The organism is Streptomyces sp. NPDC096040, from assembly GCF_040303265.1.
Classification (GTDB): domain Bacteria; phylum Actinomycetota; class Actinomycetes; order Streptomycetales; family Streptomycetaceae; genus Streptomyces.
In genome coordinates this window covers 42,647-62,375 of record NZ_JBEOTA010000033.1, presented here as the reverse complement: position 1 = coordinate 62,375, position 19,729 = coordinate 42,647, and the positions used below count along the sequence as shown (strand labels likewise).

Annotated in this window: 18 protein-coding genes; 8 read left to right on the top strand and 10 right to left on the bottom strand. The window is 70.8% G+C overall.

Annotation, left to right across the window (positions count from 1 at the left end):
• Positions 1-3: 3 nt before the first annotated feature.
• Together ABTY98_RS34520 and argS are read right to left on the bottom strand one after the other, a co-directional pair.
• Positions 4-777: a DUF4253 domain-containing protein gene (locus ABTY98_RS34520; protein WP_352225046.1), complete on the bottom strand. Its 774-nt coding sequence runs from the start codon at positions 775-777 to the stop codon at positions 4-6.
• Between the two features lie 93 nt (positions 778-870).
• On the bottom strand, positions 871-2,631 hold the full coding sequence (gene argS / locus ABTY98_RS34515) for an arginine--tRNA ligase (protein WP_352225045.1): 1,761 nt from the start codon (positions 2,629-2,631) through the stop codon (positions 871-873).
• 257 nt (positions 2,632-2,888) lie between these two features.
• On the opposite strand from argS, the gene lysS reads away from it, so the two are divergent.
• On the top strand, positions 2,889-4,631 hold the full coding sequence (lysS, locus tag ABTY98_RS34510) for a lysine--tRNA ligase (RefSeq protein ID WP_352225068.1): 1,743 nt from the start codon (positions 2,889-2,891) through the stop codon (positions 4,629-4,631).
• Between the two features lie 59 nt (positions 4,632-4,690).
• Here lysS and ABTY98_RS34505 read toward each other — a convergent pair whose 3' ends face one another.
• The 3 genes from ABTY98_RS34505 to ABTY98_RS34495 form a co-directional block, all read right to left on the bottom strand.
• Positions 4,691-6,055 (bottom strand): DUF2637 domain-containing protein, encoded by a 1,365-nt coding sequence (locus ABTY98_RS34505; RefSeq protein ID WP_352225044.1) that lies wholly within the window; start codon positions 6,053-6,055, stop codon positions 4,691-4,693.
• Positions 6,056-6,154: 99 nt separating this feature from the next.
• Entirely contained in the window at positions 6,155-7,042 is an 888-nt protein-coding gene (locus ABTY98_RS34500) for a DUF3558 family protein (protein ID WP_352225043.1), read from the bottom strand.
• Between the two features lie 132 nt (positions 7,043-7,174).
• Positions 7,175-8,029, bottom strand: a complete 855-nt coding sequence (locus tag ABTY98_RS34495) for a DUF3558 domain-containing protein (protein WP_352225042.1) — start codon at positions 8,027-8,029, stop codon at positions 7,175-7,177.
• A gap of 228 nt (positions 8,030-8,257) precedes the next feature.
• On the opposite strand from ABTY98_RS34495, the gene ABTY98_RS34490 reads away from it, so the two are divergent.
• Positions 8,258-9,451, top strand: coding sequence for an RtcB family protein (locus ABTY98_RS34490; protein WP_352225041.1), 1,194 nt, complete (start codon positions 8,258-8,260; stop codon positions 9,449-9,451).
• A gap of 71 nt (positions 9,452-9,522) precedes the next feature.
• Here ABTY98_RS34490 and ABTY98_RS34485 read toward each other — a convergent pair whose 3' ends face one another.
• From ABTY98_RS34485 to ABTY98_RS34475, 3 genes are all read right to left on the bottom strand, one after another.
• Positions 9,523-9,699: a hypothetical protein gene (locus tag ABTY98_RS34485; protein WP_352225040.1), complete on the bottom strand. Its 177-nt coding sequence runs from the start codon at positions 9,697-9,699 to the stop codon at positions 9,523-9,525.
• Positions 9,699-10,457, bottom strand: coding sequence for an SDR family NAD(P)-dependent oxidoreductase (locus tag ABTY98_RS34480; protein ID WP_352225039.1), 759 nt, complete (start codon positions 10,455-10,457; stop codon positions 9,699-9,701). The genes ABTY98_RS34485 and ABTY98_RS34480 overlap by 1 nt, the downstream gene beginning before the upstream one ends.
• 81 nt (positions 10,458-10,538) lie before the next feature.
• Positions 10,539-10,871 (bottom strand): YnfA family protein, encoded by a 333-nt coding sequence (locus tag ABTY98_RS34475; protein WP_352225038.1) that lies wholly within the window; start codon positions 10,869-10,871, stop codon positions 10,539-10,541.
• A 126-nt stretch (positions 10,872-10,997) separates the two neighbouring features.
• Between ABTY98_RS34475 and ABTY98_RS34470 the strand changes: the two genes are divergently transcribed.
• Complete coding sequence (locus ABTY98_RS34470) at positions 10,998-11,468, top strand: hypothetical protein (RefSeq protein ID WP_352225037.1); 471 nt, start codon at positions 10,998-11,000, stop codon at positions 11,466-11,468.
• A 371-nt stretch (positions 11,469-11,839) separates the two neighbouring features.
• Here the strand turns inward: ABTY98_RS34470 and ABTY98_RS34465 are convergent, their stop codons facing one another.
• Complete coding sequence (locus ABTY98_RS34465) at positions 11,840-12,673, bottom strand: DUF6597 domain-containing transcriptional factor (RefSeq protein WP_352225036.1); 834 nt, start codon at positions 12,671-12,673, stop codon at positions 11,840-11,842.
• Positions 12,674-12,751: 78 nt separating this feature from the next.
• On the opposite strand from ABTY98_RS34465, the gene ABTY98_RS34460 reads away from it, so the two are divergent.
• From ABTY98_RS34460 to ABTY98_RS34440, 5 genes are all read left to right on the top strand, one after another.
• The gene (locus tag ABTY98_RS34460) at positions 12,752-13,351 is read left to right on the top strand and encodes a TIGR03086 family metal-binding protein (protein WP_352225035.1); all 600 of its coding nucleotides are present in this window, start codon (positions 12,752-12,754) and stop codon (positions 13,349-13,351) included.
• A gap of 84 nt (positions 13,352-13,435) precedes the next feature.
• Positions 13,436-14,539, top strand: coding sequence for an LLM class flavin-dependent oxidoreductase (locus tag ABTY98_RS34455; RefSeq protein WP_352225034.1), 1,104 nt, complete (start codon positions 13,436-13,438; stop codon positions 14,537-14,539).
• On the top strand, positions 14,536-15,123 hold the full coding sequence (locus ABTY98_RS34450) for an FMN reductase (RefSeq protein WP_352225033.1): 588 nt from the start codon (positions 14,536-14,538) through the stop codon (positions 15,121-15,123). The genes ABTY98_RS34455 and ABTY98_RS34450 overlap by 4 nt, the downstream gene beginning before the upstream one ends.
• A gap of 273 nt (positions 15,124-15,396) precedes the next feature.
• Entirely contained in the window at positions 15,397-16,131 is a 735-nt protein-coding gene (locus ABTY98_RS34445) for a response regulator transcription factor (RefSeq protein WP_352225032.1), read from the top strand.
• Complete coding sequence (locus ABTY98_RS34440) at positions 16,132-17,580, top strand: sensor histidine kinase (protein ID WP_352225031.1); 1,449 nt, start codon at positions 16,132-16,134, stop codon at positions 17,578-17,580.
• 214 nt (positions 17,581-17,794) lie between these two features.
• Here ABTY98_RS34440 and ABTY98_RS34435 read toward each other — a convergent pair whose 3' ends face one another.
• Positions 17,795-19,585, bottom strand: a complete 1,791-nt coding sequence (locus ABTY98_RS34435; RefSeq protein ID WP_352225030.1) for a phosphatidylglycerol lysyltransferase domain-containing protein — start codon at positions 19,583-19,585, stop codon at positions 17,795-17,797.
• Positions 19,586-19,729: the final 144 nt, after the last annotated feature.

Here is a 19,729-nt window from a genome sequence, read left to right as displayed (position 1 = left end):
GGGTCAGTCCCACCAGAAGTGCCACAGCCGCTCGCCGACCAACTGCTCGGCGTACGACGACAGGGTGTCGTCGGCGCCGGGCAGCACGCTGTACGGGCAGAACGCGTAGTGCTCGGCGGCCACCGCCTCCGCCTCGTCGAGATCGGCGGGCGGGGCGGCCACGGAGACGGCGAGATGGTCGAGGCCGAGGGCCACCACCCGTATGCCGAAGCGGTCCTCCCAGGAGCGCAGCACCGCGCACAGCCGGGCCACGTCCTCCTCGTGGTTCACCGGCCCGCTCCAGCCGATCGCCGCCGGTATGTCCGCGCTGCGCCGGGCCGACACCAGAGCCAGATGCGGCTCCTTCAGCCAGGACCGCCCCTGGCTCAGCGCGTCGGCGACATCGGCGGCCCGCACGTCCGGATCGGCGACCAGCGCCGGGGCGAGGGCGAGCCCCGGCCACTCCTCGCCGTCCGGCGGGTCCTCCTCCCAGTAGTCCTCCAGCACCTCGTCGGCGTCGTGGTCCCCCGGGTACGACGTCTCCTCGGGCGCGTAGTCCCAGTCGTCGACCTCGGACACGTCGATGAGCACCGGCAGCAGCCCCGCACGGGCGGCCGGCGCGCCCAGCGCGGTCCAGGTCCCGGGTCCGGCGGGCTGCCCGGCGTACCACAGCAACGGCTGGTGCCACGGGCCGTCCAGGGTCTCGTCCAGCAGTGTCCCGGGCGGGAGTTGGAGCCCCAGGGAACGACCGCTCGGGTCGGTCGCCAGCTTGGGCAGCGGGTTGGGAAGAGTCGCCATGCCACAGACTGTAAGGGCGCCCACTGACAACGACGTTGGCGATCACATGAAGCGGTCCGTCCAGGCAGTGAACAACACCGGCTGCCGAGTCGTTCAGAGCCGCTCGGGCGTCCGGATACCCAGCAGGGCCATGCCCTGGTGCAGGGTGCGGGCCGTCATGTCGCACAGGAGGAGGCGGTTCTCCGCCACGTCCCTCGGCGGCTGCGGCTTGATCACCGGGCACTTGTCGTAGAACGACGTGAACAGCGACGCCAACTGGTACAGGTACGCGGCCAGCTTGTGCGGGGCGTACTCCGCCGCGGCCTCGAAGACCGTGTCGCCGAAGGCGTCCAGGTGCAGGCCCAGCCCCCGCTCCGCCGCGTGCAGTTCCAGCTCCGGGTGCGCGGCGGGCCGGACGTCCCCCGCCTTGCGGAGGATCGACTGGATACGGGCGTACGCGTACTGGAGGTAGACGCTCGTGTCGCCGTTCAGCGAGACCATCTGGTCCAGGTCGAACTTGTAGTCCCGGCTGGGCGACGTCGACAGGTCCGCGTACTTCACGGCACCGATACCGACCTGCTGGGCCCGCTCCTGGATCTCCGCCTCGGTGAGGTCCTGCGCCTTCTCCCGGACGACCTCGGCGGCCCGCTGCACCGCCTCGTCCAGCAGGTCCTCCAGCCGTACCGTCTCGCCCTCACGCGTCTTGAACGGCTTTCCGTCCGCGCCCAGCACCGTGCCGTAGCCCATGTTGTGCGCGGTCACGCCGTCGGTGAGCCAGCCGGCCCGTCGTGCCGTCTCGAACACCATCTTGAAGTGCAGCGACTGACGCACGTCCACGACATAGAGCAGCGAGGTGGCGTGCAGGTCGGTGACCCGGTTGCGGATCGCCGTCAGGTCCGAGGCCGCGTACCCGAAGCCGCCGTCGGCCTTCTGCACGATCAGCGGGACCGGCTGGTCGTCCTTGCCCCTGATGTCGTCGAAGAAGACCACGAGCGCGCCCTCGGAACGGACCGCGACGCCCATCTCCTCCAGGAGGCGGGCGGTCTCGGGCATGCCGTCGTTGTACGCCGACTCGCCGACGATCTCGTCGTCCCGGATCTCCATGTCGAGCTTCTCGAAGACCGAGTAGAAGTAGACCTTCGACTCGTCCACGAACCGCTGCCACAGGTCCAGCGTCTCCTTGTCGCCGGACTGGAGGGCGACCACCCGCTTCCGGGCCCGCTCCTTGAAGTTCTCGTCCGCGTCGAAGACCGCCCGGGAGGCCTTGTAGACCCGGTTCAGGTTCGACATGGCCTGCTCGCCGTCCGTGTCGGTCTCCGCGGACAGCTCGTCCGGGTTCTCGATCAGGTACTGGATGAGCATGCCGAACTGGGTGCCCCAGTCACCGATGTGGTGCCGGCCGATCGTCCGCTCGCCGGTGAAGTCGAGCATGCCGCGCAGGGCGTCGCCGATCACCGCGGAACGCAGGTGGCCGACGTGCATCTCCTTGGCGACGTTCGGCTGGGCGTAGTCGATGACCGTGACGCCCGGGGTCTCCTTGGCCGGCACGCCCAGACGGCCGCCGTCCGCGTACCGCGCGCCCAGGTTCTCGGTGATCGCCCTGTCCGCGAGCGTGATGTTGAGGAAGCCGGGGCCGGAGACCTCGACGTCCTTGATCAGGTCCTCGCCGGTGACGATGTGCGAGACGACCTGCGTCGCCAGCTCCCGGGGGTTGGCCTTGGCCTTCTTGGCGAGGGCGAGGATGCCGTTCGCCTGGTAGTCGGCCCGGTCGCTGCGTCGCAGCAGCGGGTCGACGGCGGCCTCCGGCAGGGTTGCCGAGAGGGCGTTCGCGAGACGCTGGTGGACGAGATCGGTGAGCGACGTGACCGAGGGCATGGGGTGGGAGCCGTTCTCCTCGTGGGTGCGGGTAGACGGGACCAGTATTTCACGGGGGGTAAAGGGGTTTTCGCGGGTGAGAGCTCGGGGGGTGCGGTGGAGGGCCGGGCGCGGGCGGGTCGGGGCTGGTCGCGCAGTTCCCCGCGCCCCTGCGGGGGCGCGGGTGTAAAGCCGTTTTCGTGGATGCGGCCTCGGCTGGGACAATGGAGCGGTCAGCCGTGCGACCGTACCGGCTGTCCCATGTCAGAAAGAAGGACGTGCCGATCGTGGCTCAGAGCACCGAGACCACCGACTGGGTCTCCCGTTTCGCGGACGAGGTCATCGAGGAGTCGGAGCGTCGGGCCCCGGGCAAACCGGTCGTCGTCGCGTCCGGGCTCTCCCCGTCCGGCCCCATCCACCTGGGGAACCTGCGCGAGGTCATGACCCCGCACCTGGTCGCGGACGAGGCCCGGAGGCGCGGGCACCAGGTCCGGCACCTGATCTCCTGGGACGACTACGACCGGTACCGCAAGGTTCCCGCGGGCGTCGCAGGCGTCGACGAGACGTGGGCCGAGCACATCGGCAAGCCGCTCACCTCCGTACCCGCCCCGAAGGGGTCCGCGTACCCGAACTGGGCCGAGCACTTCAAGGCCGCGATGATCGAGTCGCTGGCCGAGCTGGGCGTGGAGTTCGACGGGATCAGCCAGACCGCCCAGTACACCTCCGGCGTGTACCGGGAGCAGATCCTGCACGCCATGAAGCACCGCGGTGACATCGACGCGATCCTCGCCCAGTACCGCACCAAGAAGGCCCCCGCGAAGAAGCAGCAGCAGAAGGCCGTCGACGAGGCCGAGCTGGACGCCGAGGAGGGCTCGGGCGCGGCGAGCGAGGACGACGGTTCCGCCGGCTCCGCCGGATACTTCCCGTACAAGCCGTACTGCGGCGGCTGCGGGAAGGACCTGACGACCGTCACGTCCTACGACGACGAGACCACCGAGCTGACCTACGTCTGCACCGCGTGCGGGTTCACCGAGACCGTCCGGCTGAGCGAGTTCAACCGGGGCAAGCTGGTCTGGAAGGTCGACTGGCCGATGCGCTGGGCCTACGAGGGTGTCATCTTCGAGCCGAGCGGTGTCGACCACTCGTCGCCCGGGTCTTCGTTCCAGGTGGGCGGGCAGATCGTCGGGATCTTCGGCGGGGAGCAGCCCATCGGACCCATGTACGCGTTCGTGGGCATCAGCGGGATGGCGAAGATGTCGTCCTCGCGCGGTGGCGTGCCCACGCCCGCCGACGCGCTGAAGATCATGGAGCCGCAGCTCCTGCGCTGGCTCTACGCCCGCCGGCGGCCCAACCAGTCCTTCAAGATCGCCTTCGACCAGGAGATCCAGCGGCTCTACGACGAGTGGGACAAGCTGGACGCCAAGGTGAGCGAGGGCGCCGCACTGCCCGCCGACGTCGCCGCGCACGCGCGTGCGGTGGGCACGGCCGCCGGTGAACTGCCGCGGACCCCGCGACCGCTGCCGTACCGGACGCTCGCCTCCGTCGCCGACATCACCGCCGGGCACGAGGACCAGGCGCTGCGGATCCTCAGCGAACTGGACCCCTCGAACCCGCTGGGCTCGGTGGACGAGGCACGGCCCCGGTACGACAGGGCCGAGGCCTGGATCAACACCCAGGTGCCGGCCGACCAGCGCACCATCGTCCGCGACGAGCCGGACGCCGAGCTGCTGAAGTCCCTCGACGAGGCGTCCCAGCAGTCGGTACGACTGCTGCTCGACGGGCTCGCCGAGCACTGGTCGCTGGACGGGCTGACGCACCTCGTGTACGGCGTGCCCAAGGTGCAGGCCGGGTTCCCCGCCGACGCCACGCCCAAGGAGCTGCCGGCCGAGATCAAGACGGCCCAGCGGACGTTCTTCGCGCTGCTGTACCACCTGCTCGTGGGGCGCGACACCGGGCCTCGGCTGCCCACCCTGCTGCTCGCCGTGGGGCAGGAGCGGGTGCGGCGGCTCCTCGGTGAGTAGCCCGGCATGAAGAAGGGGCCCTCCGACCGGAGGGCCCCTTCTTCATGCCGTCGTACCTCCTACGCGATGTGGTCGTCCTGCAGCTCCGCCGTGTGACGGTTCGTGAAGCGGTTGACCATGCGTTCCGCCTCGCGCTGCGGGAGGGTGATGCCGTACGTCGCCTCCACGTCGCCCCTGAACTGGCCCGAACTGGGGTAGCCCCCGTCTATGGACTTCTTGAAGACCAGGTAGAAGTCCTCCTCGGTCGGCTCCGGGGGGCCACCGCCCTCGCCGAGCTCACGGGTGCGGCCGGGGCCGGAGGGAATGGGGAAGCTGCCGGTCGTCTCCGACGGGGACTCCTCGGGAAGAGGCTGCTGCTCCGGCGGGAACTGCTCCTCCGCGAACCGCGCGGGCGGGAACTGCTGTTGCTGCCGGAGCAGTTCCTGCTGGTACTGCTCCTGCTGGTACTGCTGCTGCGCCTGCCAGGCCGCCGCCGCGAACTGCTCCTCGGTGTACCGGGGCTCGAACGTCGGGTCGTAGCCGCCCTGGTACTCGATCTGCTGAGGGTCCCTCGCGTGCAGCCAGGGATTCAGCTGGGGGTCGGGTTCCGGCTCCGGCTCGGGCGCGTTCGCGGGCTGCTCGGCGTCGGGGCCGCGAACCAGCTCGGGGCGCTGCTCGCCGGGAGGTGCCGCCTGCTGCGGGACGGGCGCCGCTCCGGCGACACGACTGCCCGCGGTCACGGCTGCTGCTTCCGCGGCCGGGATGGCAGGCCGCGAGGGCACCTCTATGCCCGCCGCCGCCAGGCCCTCCGGGGCTGTCTCCGCCAGGGGGACGCCGTAGCGGGCCAGTCTCAGCGGCATCAGGGACTCCACCGGGGCCTTGCGGCGCCACGCCCTGCCGAAACGGGAGCGCAGTCTCGCCTGGTAGACGAGACGTTCCTGCTCCAGCTTGATGACCTGGTCGTAGGAGCGCAGCTCCCACAGCTTCATCCGGCGCCACAGGAGGAACGTGGGGACCGGGGAGAGCAGCCAGCGGGTGAGGCGGACCCCCTCCATGTGCTTGTCCGCCGTGATGTCCGCGATCCGGCCGATCGCATGACGGGCGGCCTCGACGGCGACCACGAACAGGATCGGGATCACCGCGTGCATACCCACACCCAGCGGGTCCGGCCAGGCCGCCGCGCCGTTGAAGGCGATCGTCGCGACGGTCAGCAGCCAGGCCGTCTGCCGCAGCAGCGGGAACGGGATGCGGATCCAGGTCAGAAGCAGGTCCAGGGCGAGCAGGACGCAGATGCCCGCGTCGATCCCTACCGGGAAGACGTAGGAGAAGTTCCCGAAGCCCTTCTTGATGGCCAGCTCACGGACGGCCGCGTACGACCCGGCGAAGCCGATACCGGCGATGATCATCGCGCCGGTCACGACCACACCGATGAGAACGCGGTGCATCCGAGTCAGCTGTATTGGCGCGGACACCCGTACTCCCCTCCCCTTGCATGTTGTTGCGCGCAACAGGGTGGCACATCAGTGCGGCGCGCGTGTTGCCGGTCAGCCCTTCTTGGTTGACGACTTGGAGGGCGACGCACTCGCGGAGGGCGACTTGGAGGCGGACTTCGAGGGAGTCGCCGCAGGTGAACTCGGAGCCCCAGCAGAGCCGTTGGCCGTCGCGACCGAGGCCACCGCCTCCTTGGTGGCCTTCTCCGCCGCCTTCGTGAGCGTGTCGCCGTTCGGCGTCTTCTCGCCGGCCAGACCCGCGCCGTTGTAGTCGACGGTGACGACCACGTTCGCGACCCGTGCCACGACCGTCTGCTGCCGGAAGGCGCCTTCCTTCTTCTTCAGGTCGTAGCGCACGACGGTCGCCTGGTCACCGGTCCCGGCCACCGGCTCCGACTTGGTGTTCTTGGCGCCGGTCACGGACCGGGCCTCCTGCACCTGGCTCGCGTAGTACGCCGCGGCCTGCTTCTCGCCGGAGCCGCGGTTGCTGTCCGAGTCGAAGCGGAGGAAGGCGATGTTGAGCCAGCGGAACTGGGAGCCCTTCACGCCGTTGTTGTCCAGGCTGCTCCAGGAGCAACTGCCCCGCGTGGCCACATCATCCGAAGCGCCCTTCTTGCCCGACTTCGCGCCCTTCGGCACGAGCGCGGTGAGCGTCTCCTTCGACAGCACCGCACACGGCTCCGGCAGCTTCCGGTACTTGGCCGCCTGAACGGTCGGCGAAGGCGCGGCCGCGGAGCCGGAGGGAGTGGTGGCCGGATTCGAGCCGCCGCCCGTCTCCTTCGCGGCACTGTCGGAGTCCGAGGAGCAGGCCGTCGCGAACAGCGCCACCGCGGGGACGGCGGCCGCACAGACGAGGCTGCGGCGCAGGCGCCCCGCCCGTCGCTGTGCGTTCCGTTCGTTCCGGGCACGCTGGTCGTCTCGCTGGACTGCTGCTCGCTGCATGGTTCCTTCACTCATACGCTCGGGGTTCCTGCGGTCGGATCGGGTCCGAGGGGCCACGGTACGCGGTGAGGGAGCTGTGCGGTTTCGGTTCGCGGGCTTTGCGGGCGGGGTGGAGAGGGCGTGCCCGGGCGCTCAGCTGTTGAGGTCCTCGGCCAGTCGGGCGGCCAGATTCTGGGCCCTGTCCTGCATTTCCTTGCTGTCCGGGACGGTCCCGGTGGCCATCGGCTGCTCCTCGTACTCGATGGTCACCACGACGTTGGACGTGCGGAACACCACAGTCACCGTGCGCTGTTCGGCCGTCGACCCCGAGCCGCTGAGCTGGTCGTCGAGATACGCCTCGTCGCCGAGATCGGTGAGGGTGCGGGGCTGCAGGTCGGCCGGGGCGGTCGAGGGCGAGGCCGAGGTGGACGACGACGTCGACGCCGAGCCGGAGGGGCCGGTGGATCCCGAGGGCGACGTGGACGAGGAGGCGGACGGTGACGGCGTCCCGGACGCCGACCCCGAGGGCGACTCCGACACGGTCGCGCTCGGGGGCGCGGACTCGGGGATGTCGGCCGCCGACTCCCTCTGCGTGTAGATCGTCTGCGCCTCGTTGTCGTCGCTGACCGCGTTGTCGTAGGACACCACGCGCTCGAAGTCGACGGACAGCCGGTCCGTGGCGTCGGTGGACTCGACCTTCCAGTGGCAGCCGACCTTGCGGTCCGTGTCGTAGGTGAGCGTGGCCTCGCCCTCGTACGCCTTGTCGCGCTGATCCTGGTCGGTGATCTGGGCGATGCCGGGGAGCAGGGAGTCGAGGGTGTCGTGACTGACCGCGCCGCAGGGCTCGGGGAGGGTGCGGTACTTGCCGGGCTGGGCCGCGACGGTGGAGGTGCCGGTGTCCGCGTTCTTGTCGGTGATGTCGTCCCCACCGCTGGAACCGCTCGTGCAGCCGGCCAGCAGGGCCGCGAGGAGGGCGGCGGTGCCGGTTACGTACGCCTTCCGCTGCACGGGCAGGCTCCTTTCCGTTCACTGGGTCGCTCGGTCCTGCTCCAGTGTCCCCGCTGGTTAATCGCTTGCCGCGGCGGGGCGTCCCCTGGAGACAATGTGTATCGCACGCACTGCGGTGAACGCCGGTTCCATGTCTGATTTGGTGCCCTTGGTGACGCATTTGCGTTCTGCTGGAATTAAGTATTTTTGTCCTTTTTGTTTTGTCGTTCACGGGGGAATGAGGAAGTCATGTCGTACGTGGAGATGCCGGGCGCGAAGGTGCCGATCCGGATGTGGACCGACCCGGCGGCCGTCGAGGACGTGGCGCTCCAGCAGCTGCGCAATGTCGCGACCCTGCCGTGGATCAAGGGCCTGGCGGTCATGCCGGACGTCCACTACGGGAAGGGTGCGACGGTCGGGTCGGTCATCGCCATGCAGGGGGCCGTGTGCCCGGCTGCGGTCGGCGTCGACATCGGCTGCGGGATGTCGGCGGTGAGGACGTCACTGACGGCCAACGACCTGCCGGGGGATCTGTCGCGGCTGCGGTCGAAGATCGAGCAGGCGATTCCGGTGGGGCGGGGGATGCACGCGGATCCGGTGGAGCCGGGGGACTTCCACGGGCTGGCGACGGCCGGGTGGGGGGAGTTCTGGGGGCGGTTCGACGGGGTCGCGGAAGCGGTGAAGTTCCGTGAGGGGCGGGCGCATCAGCAGATGGGAACGCTTGGCAGCGGCAACCACATGATCGAGTTGTGTCTCGATCAGTCGGATTCGGTCTGGCTCATGCTGCACTCCGGTTCCCGGAACATCGGCAAGGAACTCGCCGAGTACCACATCGGCGTGGCCCAGAAGCTTCCGCACAACCAGGGGCTGGTCGACCGTGACCTGGCGGTGTTCGTCTCGGACACCCCGCAGATGGCGGCCTACAGGAATGATCTCTACTGGGCGCAGGAGTACGCCAAGTACAACCGTGCGCTCATGATGGCACTCCTGAAGGACGTGGTCCGCAAGGAATTCAAGAAGGCGAAGCCGACCTTCGAGCAGGAGATCTCCTGTCATCACAACTACGTCTCGGAAGAGCGGTACGAAGGCATGGACCTGCTCGTGACCCGAAAGGGCGCGATCCGGGCCGGCTCCGGTGAGTTCGGGATCATCCCGGGTTCGATGGGCACCAGCTCGTACATCGTGAAGGGGCTCGGAAACGAGAAGGCCTTCAACTCCGCGTCCCATGGCGCGGGTCGGCGTATGAGCCGTAACGCGGCGAAGCGTCGCTTCACGACCAAGGATCTGGAGGACCAGACGCGGGGTGTGGAGTGCCGCAAGGACTCCGGGGTACTGGACGAGATTCCGGGCGCCTACAAGAACATCGACCAGGTCATGGACGAGCAGCGGGACCTCGTGGAGGTCGTGGCGAAGCTGAAGCAGTTCGTCTGTGTGAAGGGCTGACAGGCGAGTCCTCAGATGTTCGGGTGGCGATCGGGTGGTCGACGAGGTTCGCCGTGTGGATTACCCGTCGCTCACTTCGCGTGCCGGACCGCGTAGATCATCACGAACGCGAGGACGTGGATGCCGAAGAGGAAGTAGGCCAGGAAGTACCAGACCTGGCGTTCGTTCCTGGTCTCCTGCTTCAGGCGGCGTTCTTCCAGTTGCCTCTCCAGGGCGGCCGCCGGGTCCTCTTCCGGACGGTCGGGCATCACAGTTCCCGGTGGACCTTGGAGTTGGAGGCCTGGGCGCGGGGGCGCACCACCAGGAGGTCGATGTTGACGTGGCTGGGGCGGGTCACCGTCCAGGTGATGGTGTCCGCCACGTCGTCGGCGGTGAGGGGCTCGGCGACGCCCTGGTAGACCTTCGCCGCCTTCTCCTCGTCGCCGCCGAAGCGGGTCAGCGCGAACTCGTCCGTCTTCACCATGCCGGGGGCGATCTCGATGACCCGGACCGGCTTGCCGACGATCTCCAGGCGGAGCGTCTCGGCGAGGACATGGGCGCCGTGCTTGGCGGCGACGTAGCCGGCGCCGCCCTCGTAGGTGCCGTGGCCCGCGGTGGACGAGACGACGACCACCGTGCCGTCGCCGCTCGCCTCCAGCCCGGGCAGCAGGGCCTGGGTGATGTTGAGGGTGCCGATGACGTTCGTCTCGTACATCGTGCGCCAGTCGGCCGGGTCGCCGGTGGCCACCGGGTCGGCGCCGAGGGCTCCGCCGGCGTTGTTCACCAGGACGGCGACCGTCTTGAAGGCGGTCGCGAACTCGTCCACCGCCGCGCGGTCCGTCACGTCCAGCGGGTAGGCGGTCGCCTGGTGGCCGGCCTCGTTGATCTCCTTGGCCAGCGCCTCGATGCGGTCCTCTCGGCGGGCGGTGAGGACCACGCGGTAGCCGGCCTCGGCGAGCCTGCGGGCGGTGGCGGCGCCGATTCCGCTGCTTGCGCCGGTGACGACCGCGATGGGGGAGGGGGCCATGGGGATGTGCTCCTCGGCGGGTTTCGGTGTGCGGGCCTGTAGTGGCAAGGATAAGTGGGGTGAGGATTCGGGGCCGCGCCGTCAGTTTCTGGGTGCCCACATGATCACCGCCATGCCCACCAGGCAGATCGCCGCGCCCGTGAGGTCCCAGCGGTCCGGGCGGTAGCCGTCGGCCACGACGCCCCACAGGATCGAGCCGGCGACGAAGATTCCGCCGTACGCCGCCAGGATGCGGCCGAAGTGGGCGTCCGGCTGGAACGTGGCGACGAAGCCGTAGGCGCCGAGGGAGAGGATGCCGCCGGCGATCCAGAGCCAGCCCCGGTGCTCCCGTACGCCCTGCCAGACCAGCCAGGCGCCGCCGATCTCGAAGAAGGCGGCGACGACGAACAGGGCGGCGGAGCGGAGGATCAGCATGCCCGCAGCCTGCCACGAGGTCCGGCTGTCACCTGTTGGAGGGCGCCTGGGGCGGGGTTCGGGTGGCATACATCCGTACGAACGCCGGAGACGGACGGGACGGACGGGACGGACGGGACGGGTGGCATGGCGATGCGTCGTTGCGGGCTTGCGGTGGTCGGGGCGGTGGCGGTGGGCGCGCTGGTGGTCGGGGCGGGGGGTGCCGCGTGGGCCGGGGACGCCGATCTCGAGGTGCACGGGTCGGCCGTGATGATCGGGGATCTGGTGGAGGTCCGGGTGACCCCGCGCGATCTCGGGCCGGAACCCGTGTCCGACGCCACGGTGCGGCTGAGCTGGTCGGCGGCGCTGGCCGACGCGCAGCAGCTGCCCGCCGCGTGCGCCCGCACCGGCGACCGGGAGGTGGTGTGCGGCACCGGGGCGCTCGCCGTCGACATGCCGGGCGAGCAGCTGGTGGTTCCGGTACGGCTGCGGGAGCGGCCGTCGGAGGTGACGCTGGCGGTCGACGTGGCGTGGGGCGGGGGCGCGTTGGACCACGGCCGTACGAACGACGAGCAGCGGGTTCTGGTGCTGGCGACCGGGGACCCGTACGCCTTCTGACGGGAACGGCTGGGGGGCTCGCGCGCCGGAGGACCGCGCACGGCGGTTCGCAGCCGCTCTCCTCGCCGCCGGAAGGGAGCTGGTGACAGATACGGCCGCGGTGGGTGGTGGTGCCGCGGCGGGCCGCTCGGCCGGAGGTGCGGCCGACTGGGCACGGGCCAGCAGGACGCCGATCACTACGGCGAGGCAGGTCACGAGCACGGCGGAGGCGAGGACGACGGATCTCGCCTGCCGGCGTCGGCGTCGGCTGCGGTCGCGGCTGCGGCTGCGGGACAACCGGCTTTGTGGCATGTCGGAAGGCTCCTGTCTGCTCCCCTGGCGGTGGCTTCTTGAGGGGGGACCGGAGCGGTTGGTGCCGGACAACCGAAACGTCAGAGGTCGGCCGCGTAAGCCGTCGGTGGGACGCCGACCGTCGCCTTGAAGTCTCGGATCAGGTGGGCCTGGTCGGCGTAGCCGAGTTCGGCGGCCAGGGCCGCCCAGTCGACGTCTCCTTCCTTTCCTTCCCTCCCCGCCCGTTCCAGGGCCTCGTGGATCCGGTGGCGGAGGATGGCCCACTTCGGGGTGATGCCGACGTACGAGGAGAACAGGCGTTGCAGGGCTCGGGTCGACAGGCCCTGGCTCTCGGCGAAGTCGGCGACCCGGCTGACCGTGCGGTCGGAGCGGATGCGGTCGGCCAGGGCCATGGCCCGGTCGGCCTGGGGGTCGGGCGCCGGTGCGCGGGCGAGGAGGAAGGCGTCCAGGGCGGCCACCCGGTCACGGTCGTCGGCCGGGGTGACGATGTCCCGGGCCGTGGCCGCCGTGGCCTGTGGAAACACCTCGTCGGCCCGGACCGCCCGGCCCGTCCAGTGGGAGACCGGGTGGGCCGGGGCGTACGGCCGGAAGCCGCCCGGGCGGAACTTCGCGCCGCACACCCGGCCGCGGCCGGTCAGCTTGCGGGCGTAGAGGCCGAGCGCGACGCCGGTCAGTTCGGCGTAGGGCGGTGCGTCGTCCCTGTCGGCCCCGTCCCAGTGGAAGGTGAGGTTGACGGACGGATGCGGGACCACGTGGGAGACGTACGGCTCGGGCAGGTCCCAGTCGATGAACCAGTACGTCTCGATGTGCCGGCGCAGCGGTTCGGCGGGCCGGTGGCGGCGGAACCGTACGCGGGACAGGAGTCCGGCGGGGTCGACGATCCCGCGGGTGTCGTGGACGGAGGCGGCGGCCATGGCCGGATCGTACGTCCGGACGCGGCGCGTCGCGTTTGTTCAAGAGGGGCACCGGTGCGCGTTCGTACGGTCGTCGCCATGGAGACGAACACGAACAGTGCGAAGCAGTACGGCATCGGTGAGCTGCTGGGGAGGGCGGTGGACGGGGCCCTGCCGGTGGTGCGGGGCGTCCCGGACGGGGCGCTCGCGGGGCCCACGCCCTGTGCCGAGTACGACGTGAAGGCCCTGGTCAATCATCTCTTCCACGTGGTCGTGGAGTTCCGGAAGCTGGCCGAGAAGGGGTCGGTGGACTTCACGCGGACACCCGATCGGGTCGGGGAGGGCGCGGACTGGCGGCAGCGGTTCGCGGAGGCGGCGGAGCGGCTGGTGACGGCCTGGTCCGCGCCCGGGGCGGAGGACGGTACCGCGGGGGCGATGGACATGCCCGCGCGGACGCTGGGCTCGATGGCGCTGCTCGATGTGATCGTGCACGGATGGGAACTGGCGCGGGCCACCGGGCAGCGGGAGCCGTCGGCCGACCCGGCGGTGGTGGCGGAACTGGCGGGGCAGGTCGCGGGGCTGGCGCCGACCGCGCGGGCGATGGGCATGTTCGGGGAGCCGGTGGCGGTGTCGGAGGGGGCGCCGGCGTTCGAGCGGCTGCTGGGGGTGACCGGGCGGGACCCGGGTTGGAAGGCGTGAGGAACGGGGGTGGGGAATACCGGTGGGTGGGGTCTCGTTCTCCGGGTATAGTTGAATCGTAAACAACCTGGAGGGTGAGCGAGCATGCAGTTCGGGATCTTCACGGTCGGCGATGTCACGCCGGACCCCACGACCGGTCGGACGCCGAGCGAGCGGGAGCGCATCAAGGCGATGGTCGCGATCGCGCTGAAGGCCGAGGAGGTCGGGCTCGACGTCTTCGCGACCGGTGAGCACCACAACCCGCCGTTCGTGCCGTCGTCGCCGACGACCATGCTCGGTTACGTCGCCGCGCGGACCGAGAGGCTGATCCTCTCCACCTCCACCACCCTGATCACCACCAACGACCCGGTGAAGATCGCCGAGGACTTCGCGATGCTCCAGCACCTGGCCGACGGCCGGGTCGACCTGATGATGGGCCGCGGCAACACCGGCCCGGTCTACCCCTGGTTCGGCCAGGACATCCGGCAGGGCCTCAACCTCGCCATCGAGAACTACGCCCTGCTCCACCGGCTGTGGCGCGAGGACGTCGTCGACTGGGAGGGCAAGTTCCGCACCCCGCTGCAGGGCTTCACCTCCACACCGAGGCCGTTGGACGGGATCGCCCCGTTCGTCTGGCACGGCTCGATCCGCTCGCCGGAGATAGCCGAGCAGGCCGCCTACTACGGCGACGGCTTCTTCCACAACAACATCTTCTGGCCCGCCGACCACACCAAGCGGATGGTCGAGCTGTACCGGGCCCGGTACGCCCACTACGGGCACGGCACGCCCGAGCAGGCGATCGTCGGCCTGGGCGGCCAGGTGTTCATGCGCCGCAACTCGCAGGACGCGGTGCGCGAGTTCCGGCCGTACTTCGACAACGCGCCGGTCTACGGCCACGGGCCCTCCCTGGAGGACTTCACCGACCAGACCCCGCTGACCGTCGGCACGCCCGAGCAGGTCGTCGAGAAGACGCTGGCCTTCCGGGAGTACGCCGGTGACTACCAGCGCCAGCTGTTCCTGCTCGACCACGCGGGGCTGCCGCTGAAGACGGTCCTCGAGCAGATCGACATGCTGGGCGAGGAGGTCGTACCGGTGCTGCGCAAGGAGTTCGCGAACGGCCGTCCGGCGGACGTCCCGGAGGCGCCCACGCACGCCTCGCTGCTCGCCGCTGCCGCCGTGGAGTCGGAGAAGAAGGAGGTCGGGGCATGAAGCTGGTCGTCGTCTCGGCGGGACTGAGCGTTCCGTCGTCCACGCGGCTGCTGGCCGACCGGCTGGCGGCCGCGGTGGGCCGGCAGGCCGCCGGTGTCGAGGTCGAGGTGGTGGAGCTGCGCGACCTCGCCGTCGAGATCGCTCACAACTTCACGAACGGCTTCCCGGGGCGCAGGCTGGCGGCCGCGCTGGAGGCGGTGACGGAGGCGGACGGCGTGATCGCGGTGACGCCGGTGTTCACGGCCTCGTACAGCGGCCTGTTCAAGTCGTTCTTCGACGTGCTGGACAAGGAGGCGCTGGTGGGCAAGCCGGTGCTGATCGCGGCGACCGGGGGTACGGCCCGCCACTCGCTGGTGCTGGAACACGCGCTGCGGCCGATGTTCGCGTACCTGCGGGCGGTGGTCGCACCGACGGGCGTGTACGCGGCGTCGGAGGACTGGGGCGCGGAGGGCCTGGAGGACCGGACCGAACGGGCGGCGGGGGAGCTCGCGGCGCTGATGGCGGGGCTGAGCGGTGCGAAGCGGGAGGCTCCGCCGGTGGTGGTGCCGTTCGAGGAGCAGCTGGCGAGGCTGGCGGCGAGCTGAGGTGGGGCTGGGGCGGCGGGGTCTCGCTTACCGGCGCCGGCAGGTGCCGCCTGCGCCCTGGCAAGTGTGCCCGCGCTGTAGCGACCCTTTTGGGGGCGCGGGGTCGTATCGATGTGCGGCTACGGCCGCGTGGGCGCGACCAGCCCCCACCGGCCCCGCACCTGAAATGCGACGCGCCCGGTTGCCTCTGTGACGGTGAGAGGCAGGTAAAAAGGGTGATCGTAGGCCCGCTCACCCCGGCCGAACCGTCGGCGGCCTTGGCAGACTGGGTGGGTGCCCCAGACTGTGCTGCTCGCCGAAGACGACCGCGCCATCCGACACGCCCTGGAGCGGGCCCTCTCCCTGGAGGGATATGAGGTGACGGCGGTCGCGGACGGTGTGGAAGCCCTGGCGCATGCCCACCGTGACCAGCCCGACGTCCTCCTCCTGGACGTGATGATGCCCGGCATCGACGGCCTCCAGGTCTGCCGCGTCCTGCGCGCCGAGGGCGACCGCACCCCCATCCTGATGCTGACCGCGCTGGTCGAGACCGCCGACCGGATCGCGGGACTGGACGCCGGCGCCGACGACTACGTCGTCAAGCCCTTCGACGTGGAAGAGGTCTTCGCCCGGCTGCGGGCCCTGCTGCGGCGGACCACCCCGGTGACCACCGGCGGCGGCTCGGGCGGCACCGCCCCCGACCCCGGCCGTGAACCCCTGATCTCCGACCGGCAGGTAGAGGCCGCCGGCCTGCGGATGGACCTCCAGGCCCGCCGGGTCTGGCGCGGCGGGCGCGAACTGGAGCTGACCCGCACCGAGTTCGAGCTCCTGGAGCTGCTTGCCCGCAACGCAGGGATCGTCCTCGACCACTCCACGATCTACGACCGTATCTGGGGCTACGACTTCGGCCCCGGTTCGAAGAACCTCGCCGTCTACGTCGGCTACCTGCGCCGCAAGCTCGACGAGCCGGGCGCCCCGCAGCTGATCCACACCGTCCGGGGCGTGGGTTACGTGCTGCGGGAGGACTGAGTGGGCCGTCTCCAGCGGCTCCGGCGGGTGCTGGTCAGACGTCGGCCCAGGCTCGTCTCCCTGCGCACCACGTTCGTCGTCTCCTTCGCGGCCGTCACCGCCACCGTCACCATCGTCGTCGGCATCCTGTCGTACAACGCCGCCGCCCGGCTGGTCCGCGTGGACGAGCAGTCGGTGTTCACCCAGGTCGTCTCCGACGTCCAGGACGAGGTCAAGCAGCACCGGATGGTCCCGGAGGACTTCTTCTCCTCCCGACCGGGACATGACCTGGTCCGGCCGCCCCGCACCGATGTCCAGGTGCTCGGCGAGCACGGCGAGACCGTCGACCGCGGCAGCCCCGTGCTGCCCGTCACCGACGCGGACCGGGCGGCCGCCATGGCCAAGAACGCCGGGACGACCGCCCAGCACAAGGACGTCCGGGTCGGGGACGACCTGTACCGGATCGCCACGGTGGCGCTCGGCGACGGCCGGGGCGCGGTGCAGGTGGCGCAGGAGTTCAGCGACACGGAGGACCTGTTGCGCGATCTCCAGCAGCGGACGCTGGCGCTGATGGCGGCGGTGGTCGTGGCCGCGGGGCTGTTCGGCTGGTGGCTGGCCCGCCGGATCACCCGGCGGCTGGTGATCCTCACCTCGGCCGCGGAGGACGTGGCCCGTACCCGGCAGCTCGGCATCCAGGTCCCGGTGACGGGACTCGACGAGGTGGGCCGCCTGGGCAGGGCCTTCGACCGGATGCTGGGGCGGCTGGCCCAGTCCGAGGAGGACCAGCGACGCCTGGTCCAGGACGCCGGCCACGAACTCCGTACCCCGCTGACCTCCCTCCGTACGAACATCTCCCTGCTCCGCCGTATCGACGAACTCCCGCCCGCGACCCGCGACGAACTGGTCGCGGACCTGGGCCAGGAGGCGCGCGAGCTGACCGACCTGGTCAACGAGCTGGTCGACCTCGCGGCCGGGCAGTCCGACTCGGAGCCGCCGCAGCGCGTGGACCTGGCCGACATCGCGGAGGACGTCGCCGGGCTGGCCCGCCGCCGTACCGGCCGCGAGATCCTGCTCCACGCCAGCGGCGACACCACCACCGACGGCCGCCCCGGCATGCTCCAGCGGGCCGTCTCCAACCTCATCGAGAACGCGGCCAAGTTCGACCGGGACGGCAAGGCCCCCATCGAGATCAACGTCACCGGCCCCGCCCGGCCGGGCACGGTCCGCGTCGAGGTCCTCGACCGCGGCCCCGGTATCGCCGAGGGCGACCTGATCCGCATCTTCGACCGCTTCTACCGCGCCGCCGACGCCCGCTCCCTCCCCGGCTCCGGCCTCGGCCTCTCCATCGTCCGCGAGGTCGCGATGGCCCATGGCGGAGCCCCCTTCGCCTTCCGCCGAGAGGGCGGCGGCGCGGTGATCGGCTTCACGGTGGGCGGGGGGGTCGCGGGGGGCGGAGCGCCGCGCGCGTGAACCACCTGCGGTGGGCCGGCGGCCGCCCACCGCCCGTCGCTTCCGCTCCCGCGATGGCTCGAAGGCCGCCGTGGCAGCCCCCGGCCCTCTCCGGCCGTGACCGGATCGCCGTGGCTGGGGAGCCGGCGGCCGCGCCGCCCCTCATACGGGAGGTCGGTGGGGGTCGACCAGCCGAAGTCGTCCGAGTCGCCCTCCCGTCGAGTCCCCCGCCTGGTCATGACCCCCAGGGAATCGTGAGGAACCCCTCCGCCCGGGCGCTCGCCAGGCCGATCTGCGGGATGTCGCTGCTTCGCGCGAACAGCAGGTAGCGCGGTTCCCACACCGGGCGGTACTTCGCGTTCGCCCGGTACAGGGACTCGATCTGCCACCAGCGGGAGAAGAAGGTCAGGATCGCGTGCCAGAGGCGGAGGACCGGGCCGGCGCCGAGGCGGGAGCCGCGTTCGAAGACCGCGCGGAACATCGCGAAGTTCAGGGAGACCCGGTCCACCTTCAACTCGGCGGCCCTGAGCAGGAGTTCCACGACCATGAACTCCATCAGGCCGTTCTCGGAGTCGCGGTCGCGGCGCATCAGGTCAAGGGAGAGGCCCTGTTCGCCCCAGGGGACGAAGCTGAGGAGGGCGCGGGGCACGTCGTCGGCGTCCCGGCACTCCAGCATCACGCAGCGGCCGTCCGCCGGGTCGCCGAGGCGGCCCAGGGCCATCGAGAAGCCGCGTTCCGTGGTGCCGTCGCGCCAGTGGTCGGCCCGGTCGATCAGAAGGGACATCTCCTCGGGCGGGATGTCCTCGTGACGGCGGATGCGGACGGTGTAGCCGGCTCGGCGGACGCGGTTGTGGGCCTGGCGGACCACCCGCATCGCACGGCCTTCGAGGGTGAAGTCGGCGATGTCCACGATCGCCTCGTCGCCCAGTTCCAGGGCGTCCAGGCCATGGCGGGCGTAAATGGTCCCCGCCTCCTCGCTCGCGCCCATGACCGCGGGCGTCCACGCGTGTTGCCGCGCCTCCGTCAGCCACGCGTCGATCGCGCCGGGCCACGCCTCCGGGTCGCCGATCGGATCGCCGGAGGCCAGGCTGACGCCGCCCACGACCCGGTACGTGACCGCCGCCTTGCCGGTGGGCGAGAAGATCGCCGCCTTGTCGCGGCGCAGGGCGAAGTAGCCGAGGGAGTCGCGGGCGCCGTGCTTGTCCAGCAGGCACCGCAGCTTCGACTCGTCCTCCGCGCTGAGCAGGCGGCGGCCCCGCGGGGAGCGGAAGCCGGCGTACAGGACGAGGCAGAAGGCCGCCGCGAGGAGGACGTTGATGATGATGTCGGTCCAGCGGGGGGCGTGGACCGCGGTGACGTGGTCGGCGAGCGGGCCGACGCTGATGCCTCTCAGGAGCGTGTAGGCGATCTCGTCGAAGAGCGTGGCGCCCGGGAACTTGTTCGTCGCGTGGACCAGGAGCGTGCCCAGGACGCCCGTGACGGTGACGCCGCCCACGCCCACCGCCAGCGCCAGCCTCGGGTTCGACGGGTCGCCCACCGCGTTGAACTCCCGGCGGCTGATCAGCAGCGCGGCCACGAAGAGGCCGGTGAGGGCGGCCGAGACCCAGTTGAAGACGTGGGCGCGGTACTCGTGCTGGGTGAGGGCGAGGACGTAGAGGGCGAAGAGCGGGGTGGACAGCAGTACGTTGACCACCCACGCCGCTCGCTTACGGCGGCGCATCACCAGGACGAAGAAGATCGCCAGGGCGGCCGAGACCAGGCCCGCCGTGGCCAGGTACGGCGTGAAGAACTGGCCGGAGTGGTGCGCGTGATGCCGGTGGAGGGTGATGCGGCCGTTGTTGTGTTCGTCGACCTCCTGGCGGAACGGGAGCGACATCACCGCCACTATGTTCAGCACGGCGATCAGGCGCAGGTACCAGACGGTGGCGTCGGCGGCCCGTCTGCGCAGGGCCCCGCCGGACGCGGCGGCGGCGCGGCGGTCGGAGGACGCGCGCGCGGGGATCAGGGTCGACAGCTGTGGGGGCATGGGGGCCGGTCACCTTGGGGACGGGGAATGATGACGAAGGGGCTGACCCTACGGTCAGTAGGGTAACTGTGGGGGGCGGGGGAGAAGCCTGCCGCGGTACGGAAAACGGTGTGAAACGGGGGCGTGGCCCTTACGGGAAACCGG

Bases quoted from the DNA above. Each gene is read 5' to 3' on its own strand.
- ABTY98_RS34435 (WP_352225030.1), bottom strand. From the start codon at position 19,585: ATGCCCCCACAGCTGTCGACCCTGATCCCCGCGCGCGCGTCCTCCGAC.
- ABTY98_RS34465 (WP_352225036.1), bottom strand. From the start codon at position 12,673: ATGGCCGCCGCCTCCGTCCACGACACCCGCGGGATCGTCGACCCCGCC.
- ABTY98_RS34485 (WP_352225040.1), bottom strand. From the start codon at position 9,699: ATGCCCGACCGTCCGGAAGAGGACCCGGCGGCCGCCCTGGAGAGGCAA.
- ABTY98_RS34480 (WP_352225039.1), bottom strand. From the start codon at position 10,457: ATGGCCCCCTCCCCCATCGCGGTCGTCACCGGCGCAAGCAGCGGAATC.
- ABTY98_RS34460 (WP_352225035.1), top strand. From the start codon at position 12,752: ATGGAGACGAACACGAACAGTGCGAAGCAGTACGGCATCGGTGAGCTG.
- ABTY98_RS34450 (WP_352225033.1), top strand. From the start codon at position 14,536: ATGAAGCTGGTCGTCGTCTCGGCGGGACTGAGCGTTCCGTCGTCCACG.
- ABTY98_RS34520 (WP_352225046.1), bottom strand. From the start codon at position 777: ATGGCGACTCTTCCCAACCCGCTGCCCAAGCTGGCGACCGACCCGAGC.
- ABTY98_RS34490 (WP_352225041.1), top strand. From the start codon at position 8,258: ATGTCGTACGTGGAGATGCCGGGCGCGAAGGTGCCGATCCGGATGTGG.
- ABTY98_RS34455 (WP_352225034.1), top strand. From the start codon at position 13,436: ATGCAGTTCGGGATCTTCACGGTCGGCGATGTCACGCCGGACCCCACG.
- ABTY98_RS34505 (WP_352225044.1), bottom strand. From the start codon at position 6,055: ATGCACCGCGTTCTCATCGGTGTGGTCGTGACCGGCGCGATGATCATC.
- ABTY98_RS34475 (WP_352225038.1), bottom strand. From the start codon at position 10,871: ATGCTGATCCTCCGCTCCGCCGCCCTGTTCGTCGTCGCCGCCTTCTTC.
- ABTY98_RS34500 (WP_352225043.1), bottom strand. From the start codon at position 7,042: ATGCAGCGAGCAGCAGTCCAGCGAGACGACCAGCGTGCCCGGAACGAA.
- argS (WP_352225045.1), bottom strand. From the start codon at position 2,631: ATGCCCTCGGTCACGTCGCTCACCGATCTCGTCCACCAGCGTCTCGCG.
- ABTY98_RS34470 (WP_352225037.1), top strand. From the start codon at position 10,998: ATGGCGATGCGTCGTTGCGGGCTTGCGGTGGTCGGGGCGGTGGCGGTG.